We start from the raw sequence: 7,814 nt of genomic DNA, 5'->3' as shown, positions 1-7,814 counted from the left end.
ATACCTTCGGGCAGGCGGGCACGTACACGGTGCGTTTGACGGTTACTGATAATAACGGTGCCACGGGCGAGAGCACGCAAAGCATCACGGTAGCGCAGGCCACTGCCGCGCCTCCGCTCGCCAAGGACAGCTTCGGACGGAGCGTCACCGGAGGACTGGGCGCCGCTGAGACCGGCGGAAACTGGACACTTAGCGCCTCAGGCACCTACTATTCGGTGGGCAACGGCAGCGCAAGTATCTCCACCCTGACCGGAAAAGGACCAGCTGCATATTTGGGGTCCGTCGCCTCGACGGCCTCGGACTCCGCTGTCACCTTCGGAATTGACAAGCGTCCGAACACGGGTGCCATCTACGTTTGGGTGATCGGCAGGAGAGTCGGAACATCCGAATACCGGGCAAAGTCCTGGATCACCAGCTCAGGTGCTATGCAACTGCAGGTGACCAAGGTTGTCGGCGGCACGGAATCGGTGATCAGCACCGGAACAATTCCCGGCCAGTATGCGCTGGGTGACTCGCTGCGGATGCGGGTGGCAGTTTCCGGTACCTCCCCGACGACTGTAAAGGCAAAGCTGTGGAAGCTCGGATCAGCGGAGCCGGCCAACTGGCAGGCTACTGGCACCGATTCGACAGCCGGGATCCAGGCCGCGGGGTCGGTTGGCATTCTGACTTATCTCTCCGGGATCGCCACGAATGGACCCGTCAGCGTACGGTTCGATGACTGGCTCACCGAAGAGATCCGGTGAGGGGAAGGCCATGACGTTGATAGCAGGCCGACCGCGCAATGATCGCGAGCAGAAGGATCAAAGGCAGGTAAAGGTTCTTCAATCCTTTCCTAGTCCCCGTCCGCACAGCAATCCTTACACCGAGCTCCTCAGCCGCAGTCTCCGCGAGTTACCAGGCGTCACGGTGGTGAACTTTTCCTGGGCCGAGGCACTCATGGGCCGATATGACGTTTTCCACGTGCACTGGCCCGAGATCCTGGTCGACGGGCGTTCCCCGGCCAAGAAGTCGGTTCGGCAGCTGCTGACGGTCATGTTGTTGGTCAAGCTGTGCTGCAAGGCGATTCCCGTGGTGCGGACGGTGCATAATGTGGGCCTCCCGGAGGGGATATCTCGCCGGGAAAAGTTCCTGCTGCATGTAATCGAGCGGCGCACCGCGTTGTGCATTCGACTGAACAGCCAGACCGAGGTGTCTCGAAGGCTTCCAGTCGTAACGGTTCCTCACGGTGACTATCGGTCGTGGTACGCCCAGCACCCGACACGCAGGGCGGTCCCCGGACAGTTCGGTTACGTAGGACTTGTCCGGCGCTACAAGGGGGTCGAGTCACTGGTCGGTGCTTTTGTTGCTGCCGCCGGGGACCACCCGCAGCTGACGCTCCGCGTCGGTGGCAGGCCTTCGACCGCAGCGCTCGCAGCCACCATCGAAGACCTCGCAGGCGACGACCCCCGTGTTGAGCTGGATCTGCGCCAGCTCTCTGACGGCGAGCTCGTTGACATTGTGACCTCTTCGGAGCTTGTGGTGCTTCCTTACCGGTTCATGCACAACTCGGCCGGCGCGCTGACGGTGCTTTCGCTGGGCAGGCCGGTATTGATGCCTGACAACGAGGTCAATCGGTGTCTGCGCGAGGAGGTCGGACCGGGCTGGGTCTACCTGTACCGGGGCGATCTGGCGAGCGAAACTCTGGTCGGAGCCCTGCAGTCCGTCCGGTCCGACGTCCGTTCGCCGGAGCCGGATCTGTCCAATCGCGGATGGGACGAGACGGGACGCCTGCATTTGGACGCCTATCGAAGGGTGCTCTCATGACGGCGCCGTCCCGGGTGCTGATGGCCCACCCAGGAGCTGAGCTATACGGCGCCGATCGGGTCTTCCTTGAAAGCGTCGCAGCTGTGGCCAACCACGGTGCAACCGTTACCGTGGTGCTGCCGCAGACGGGCCCTCTGGTTGCAGAGCTGGAACGGCTGCAGGTCACAGTTCGGTTCTGTCCCACTCCGGTCCTACGCAAATCCACGCTCCGTCCCCGGGCGCTCCTCGGCCTGGCCGGCCTTACCCTTAAGGCTTTCAACAAGGGACAGCGGCTCGTAGCCGACGTCCGGCCTGATTTGGTGTACGTAAGCACACTCACCATCCCCTTGTGGGGCTTCCTGGGAAGGTTGGCGGGGAAGCCTGTGCTGACGCACGTGCACGAAGCGGAGGAATCAGCTCCTCCATTTCTGCTCCGTGTCCTGGCTGCGCCGTTGGTCCTTTCGTCTACCATCGTGTCCAACAGCCACTTCAGCGCCCGCGTTTTGGCCCGCTCCCTGCCCCTGCTATCCGGCCGCACTCAGGTGCTGTACAACGGCATCCCGGGCCCGGAAAGCGTCGAAGTGGCCCGGGATGCCATCCAAGGGGCGCTTCGCCTTCTGTACGTTGGCCGCTTGTCGCGGCGCAAGGGGGTGGATGTAGCCGTGGAGGCGGTGGCCCGCGCACGGCAGGAAGGAGTGAACGTATCGTTGGACATTGTCGGTGACGTCTTTCCCGGATATGAGGAGTTTGAAGGGGACCTGCGGCAACGGGTGCGCCGGCTGAAACTGGAGGACGTCGTGACATTCCACGGCTTCAAAGACGATGTATGGCCCCTTCGGAACACAACGGACGTCGCCATTGTGCCATCAAGTTTTGACGAACCCTTCGGCAATACGGCGGTCGAGGCGATCCTCAGCGCGAGGCCTCTCATTGTTAGTGATACGTCCGGCCTGCGCGAAGCGGCGGCGGGCTACGAATCGGCCCAGTTTGTTCCGCCAGGAGATGTCGATGCCTTTGCGCGAGCCATCGCCACAGTGTCGGCGAGATGGAATCACTATCGCATGACGGCGGTGGGCGACGCGCAGCAAGCAGCACACCGCCACAGCCTGCACAAGTATGCCAACGACCTAAATCAGCAGGTGGACGCACTAGTTGCCGGCGCGGCGCAAAGGAGGAGCCATGTCCTGTCCTGATACTTCTGTTGTTATTGCAGTGCTGACCTATAAGCGTCCGGAACGGCTGAAGGCGCTTCTTCCCTTACTGATACTGCAAGCAGCCGACTCGCCGATGCCCGCTTCGGTGCTGGTCGTCGACAATGACCCAGAAGCCACTGCATGCAGCGTCGTCCAGTCCCTGGCATCCGACACCGTCAAGTACGTGAGCGAACCCGAGCCCGGAATCGCAGCCGCGCGCAGCCGCGCCCTGCTGGAGGCCCAGGGTGCGAGGGTCCTGGTATTCATCGACGACGATGAGAGCCCGTCTGCTAACTGGCTGGGTTCTCTGCTCGATACTTACCACCAGACGGGAGCTGCGGCAGTCGTCGGCCCGGTTGTCTCCGAATTTGAAGTTAAACCGGAGGAATGGATTACCAGCGGGGGCTTTTTTCGGCGGCGCCGGCTTCCGACAGGGACTGAAATGACGGTTGCTTACACAGGCAACCTTTTGCTGGATCTGGAGCAGATCTCGCGGTTAGGAGTGGATTTTCACCCCCGTTTCGGTCTGACCGGAGGAGAAGACACCCTCTTTACCCGGCAGATTGTGCGACGGGGCGGCAAGATCGTTTATTGCAATGAGGCAGTGGTTACTGACTTTGTGCCCGGAGACAGGTCAACACGTAAATGGGTCCTGCAACGGGCCTTTAGGAGTGGGAATACGTGGAGCCAGGTCAGCCTCGAACTGGCCGGCGGCGGTTACGAACGGCTTGAAGACCACTGCCGACTATTGGGATCCGGCTGCATCAGGGTGCTCGGCGGGCCGTTGAGGTTCACTTTCGGGGTGGTTACACGGTCAGTGGCAGATAAAGCTAAAGGGCTTCGCACTTTCGCGCGCGGAGCGGGAATGATCACCGGCGCGTTAGGATACAGCTATCAGGAATACGGCCGTGGTTCCGGCTAGTGTGCAGCATATGGATCGTAATGGGGAAACCTCTTGGGCTATCGTCGTGGTGAACTATGGCTCCCACCTCCTGCTCAAAGCCAATCTTCTTCCCCTTGCACGTCAATCGCCCGAGGCGCACATCGTCGTCGTTGATAGTTTTTCGAGTGTCGATGAGCGCAATGCCGTCCAGGAACTTGCGCACGCGAACGGGTGGCACTTGGTCTTGCCAGAAACGAATGTGGGGTTCGGCCGCGGCATGAACCTTGGAGTTGCTCGGGCCCTTAAACTTGGCGCCGAACGCGTGCTGTTGATCAACCCGGACGCGACGATGGAGCGCCGGGACGTGGAATTGCTACACGCTGAGGTTGCAGCATCTCCAATGACCATGTGTGCTCCGATCATCCGCACGTCCCGTGGTGCTGTGTGGTTCTCCGGAGCGGACCTGTATCTCCACGACGGCAGTATCCGGTCAGAGCGCTGGCGGAAGACTGTCAACGCCCCATATCATTCGTGGCTAAGCGGGGCATGCCTGATGATCAGCAAGCAGCTGTGGAACGCCGTGGCCGGATTTGACGAGGACTACTTCCTGTACTGGGAAGACGTCGATCTATCCCACCGGATTCTCAAAGCCGGGGGGTGCCTCAAGTGCGTGCGCAGCGCGACGGCGGTCCACGATGAGGGAGGTACACACACGGACGACACGTCCGGAACCCGACACCGGGCCAAGTCGCCAACCTACTATTACTACAACATCCGCAACAGGATGATGTTCGCGCGTAAGAACCTCAGCCCGGAGGACCAGCGACGATGGCAACGCGGATCGTTGAAGGCGGCCCGCGAGATATTGCTCCGGGGTGGGCGGCGACAGTTCCTGCACCGGCCGAGGCAAGCCATCAGTCCTGCGTTTCGTGGCTTGCGGGACGGCTTGCTGCCCAGGGGCGCGAGCCCCCGGTCCAGCGGTACAAAATCTGGGGGTTGAAGCGGGCATGAACGGAAGTCTGGCGTCGGCAGTAGACGGCAACCTGCTGACAGGTATCGCCGGAGTGTTGGCTGTCCTGTTGGTGGTCGCTTTGCGGAGGTATCCGACCGCGGGCTTCTGCCTCTGGGCGGTTACTTTGTGCTTCGTTCCAATCTGGGTTGGAGCCGGCAGTTCGGTCTTTTTCCCTGGGCTGGTGCTCTTGTCGGCGCTCGCAGTGGTCGCCTGGGCAGGGAAGCCGACAGGCAACCTCTCGGTCGTGGATGTCGTCGTGCTCGTGATCGCCATACTTTACTGGGTGGCATTTCTCCTCGGGATGGAGCGGATCTCGGACGGCTTCACGTTGTTCGCCTACTGGATCCTTGCCTACACGATGGGGCGTCTAGCGCCGGCGCGCGTCTCCGTCCCGATGTTGTACAAGATCATTGCCATTGTCTTTGCAGCAGTAGCCGTGCTGGCAGTGGTTGAGTTTTTCATCGGGGAGAATTTCTTCGTCAAACTCTTCAGTTCTTCCAACACCCAATTCCGGGCTTGGAGCGCAGTTCAGCATCGTGGAGGTCTCCTCCGTGCCGAGGGAGCCTTCGGCCATTCCATAGCATTGGGCGCCTGCCTGGCGCTGGCACTGCCCATGGCGATGGCCGCGAAGTTACCTATCTGGATGAGAATGGTGGTGGTGGCGGCTATCTTGGGAGCCGTGACGGTTACCTTTAGCCGAACCGGAATCATTGTGGCTTGCTTGTCGCTCGTTTTGACCTTGGTATGTCTGCCCGCGGGGCTCACCTTCCGGAACCGTGTGGCTTTCCTGGCTCTGCTAGTAGGTGCGGCAGTTGTTGCTTTCCCGGTGCTGACCGAGACCTTCTTGAAGGCAGGGGAGGAGGCCTCCGGCAGTGCCGAGTACCGCGCTGATCTTTTCGACCTCGTTCCGCACATGAGGTTTATGGGCGTCGCTGACGTCTTCCAGGTGCTGCCAGACGGAGCGGCCTATTTCGGCCAGTTCCGGTCCATAGACAGTGCCCTTATTCTTTTTGGACTCTCCTATGGACTCATTCCCCTTGTCGCGATTGGGGGCCTGTTAGTGGCGGCAGCGGCCCTTACACTTCGCCGCAAAGCCACTCCGCCGACCATCGCCCTTATTGCGCAATTGCCAAGCTTGGCAACCGTGGCCCTTATCACGCAATACTCATTCTTCCTGTGGTTCATTTGCGGTCTCGCGGTCAGCACTCAAATGATCCATCAACAGCAGCAGAAATCATCCATCCCGGAACTCAGGACGCCGGCTCTCGGCCCTATAGACTTGAACCGGCCAAAGCAGGGGGTAAGCAGTGTTAAACTATAAGCGTCAAGATCTGACGTTTCTACGCCGTCACTGGGTGGCCTTAACAGTATTCGTCGTGTTGGGAGCGTTAGCGGGTTGGACGGTCAGCAAGTTTACCGACCCCATCTATAAGTCTCAATCGAGCGTCTACTTTTCCCTCGATTCTTCGCAATCTGCAACTGACCTTAATCAGGGGGCGACGTACACCCAGAATCAGATGGTGTCCTTTGCAAAGTTGACTACCACGCCTATCGTGCTGGATCCAGTGGCCCGGGATTTGTCTCTGGATTCGTCTTCCCGAGCACTTGCCCAGTCCATTGAGGTGTCCTTCCCGCCCGACTCAGTGATCCTGCAGATTGTCGTTGCGGACCCGTCGGCAGACCAGGCCAGGGACATAGCCAACGCTGTAGCACAGCAGCTCAGTGTGGTGGCGGAGCAAGTGGGCCCGAAGGCTGGTCCAGGGAAAGGCAACATCAGCGCCCAGATAATCGAGCAGGCGACCGCGGCTTCCAGCCCGGTGTCACCCGCCGTAAGAGTCAACGTAGCGGCGGGAGCCTTTCTCGGACTTTTGCTCGGGCTACTGCTGGGGCTCATAGGCGAAAGGGTCCGCTCGAGAGTCCGGAGTGCGGGCGACATTCAGGCAGCCGTGCCGAACGGCGTCCTTGCTGTTGTGGAAGCTTCCCCGGCCAGCACCCCGCTCATGGTTGCAGAGCCTTCAGGCTTGTCCGCCGACCAGTATCGGAGGGCAGTAATGAACCTTCAACAGCGCCACGGGGCCGAACGGCCTTTAAGCTTTGTCGTGGCTCCTGCCTCGAACCAATCCGCAAGCTGCCAGGTTGCAGAGAATTTGGCCGTGGCATTTGCCGAACAGGACGCCCGCGTCATCATCGTGGACGCAAACCCCGCCCCGGCTGCGACGGAAACGGGTGGCCTCTCGGATATTCTGGAAGGCGCAAAGTTGCTGGAGGCGACGGTCATCCCCGGCATCGGCGGCACGTACGACCGGCTTCCGGCTGGCGGCATGGCAACAAACCCGCACCGGCAGCTGGCGTCCAAAGCGCTGGATGGGCTGCTGGAGCGGCTGCAGTCGCTGTACGACGTCGTACTCGTCGAAACGGCGCCGCTGGACCAGGCAGCCGATGGCCTTCAGATCGCCCGGCGTCTGAGTGGATTGGTCCTGACTGTCGAGAACGGCACAACCCGGCGTCGGGACGTGCGGACGCACCTGGAAGAAGTGCAGTCAGCGGGGGTACAGCTCGCCGGAGTTGTTTTCTGCCTAAGAAATCGACGGCCGAGAAACAGAGGCGCCCACACATCCCAGACAGCCGCTCAGCCCGTCAGCGAGCCCGCCGGGTCCGCTCACTGGCACGGATCTGGTCCGGAGGCAGCCCGGAAACCGGTTCTAAGGAGCGGAGGGAGGCGCGCCAACTGAGGCTCCCCGCTGGTTCCAGTTGCTTGGACTGGTCACAGCAGCGTGTTATGTTTTGTAACGTTTTGATATACGTCGAGCGTTTCGGAAGCCAGCTGGGAGCGAGAACCGGTGGCGCCCGGCGTAGCATCCCTCAAACACTAGTGCTACTGGTCTCTTGGTATGCGATCAGCCGGAAGGCCCTTTTCGTCCGGTTCTGACGTTCTTCACAGACG

At 60.8% G+C, this 7,814-nt stretch carries 7 protein-coding genes; all 7 read left to right on the top strand.

Translation table 11 applies throughout. The features are described from left to right. Positions 1-743, top strand: a 743-nt coding sequence (locus ABIC21_RS18370; RefSeq protein WP_502936025.1) for a PKD domain-containing protein, incomplete at its 5' end; no start/stop codon positions are given. A 10-nt stretch (positions 744-753) separates the two neighbouring features. Further along, a complete protein-coding gene (locus ABIC21_RS18365; RefSeq protein ID WP_354351812.1) occupies positions 754-1,803 on the top strand; it encodes a glycosyltransferase family protein in 1,050 nt (349 codons plus the stop codon). Then, on the top strand, positions 1,800-2,975 hold the full coding sequence (locus tag ABIC21_RS18360) for a glycosyltransferase (RefSeq protein WP_354351811.1): 1,176 nt from the start codon (positions 1,800-1,802) through the stop codon (positions 2,973-2,975). The genes ABIC21_RS18365 and ABIC21_RS18360 overlap by 4 nt, the downstream gene beginning before the upstream one ends. Beyond that, positions 2,962-3,897, top strand: coding sequence for a glycosyltransferase family 2 protein (locus ABIC21_RS18355; RefSeq protein WP_354351810.1), 936 nt, complete (start codon positions 2,962-2,964; stop codon positions 3,895-3,897). The genes ABIC21_RS18360 and ABIC21_RS18355 overlap by 14 nt, the downstream gene beginning before the upstream one ends. Positions 3,898-3,907: 10 nt before the next feature. Beyond that, positions 3,908-4,858, top strand: a complete 951-nt coding sequence (locus tag ABIC21_RS18350; RefSeq protein ID WP_354351809.1) for a glycosyltransferase family 2 protein — start codon at positions 3,908-3,910, stop codon at positions 4,856-4,858. 7 nt (positions 4,859-4,865) lie between these two features. Then, the gene (locus tag ABIC21_RS18345) at positions 4,866-6,191 is read left to right on the top strand and encodes a hypothetical protein (protein WP_354351808.1); all 1,326 of its coding nucleotides are present in this window, start codon (positions 4,866-4,868) and stop codon (positions 6,189-6,191) included. Between the two features lie 34 nt (positions 6,192-6,225). Further along, positions 6,226-7,602, top strand: coding sequence for a hypothetical protein (locus ABIC21_RS18340; protein ID WP_354351807.1), 1,377 nt, complete (start codon positions 6,226-6,228; stop codon positions 7,600-7,602). The last annotated feature ends 212 nt before the right edge of the window (positions 7,603-7,814 follow it).

Origin of the sequence: Pseudarthrobacter sp. PvP090 (assembly GCF_040547365.1) — a bacterium.
In the GTDB taxonomy this organism is placed as follows: Bacteria; Actinomycetota; Actinomycetes; order Actinomycetales; family Micrococcaceae; genus Arthrobacter.
This window is presented reverse-complemented; position numbering and strand designations above follow the sequence as displayed.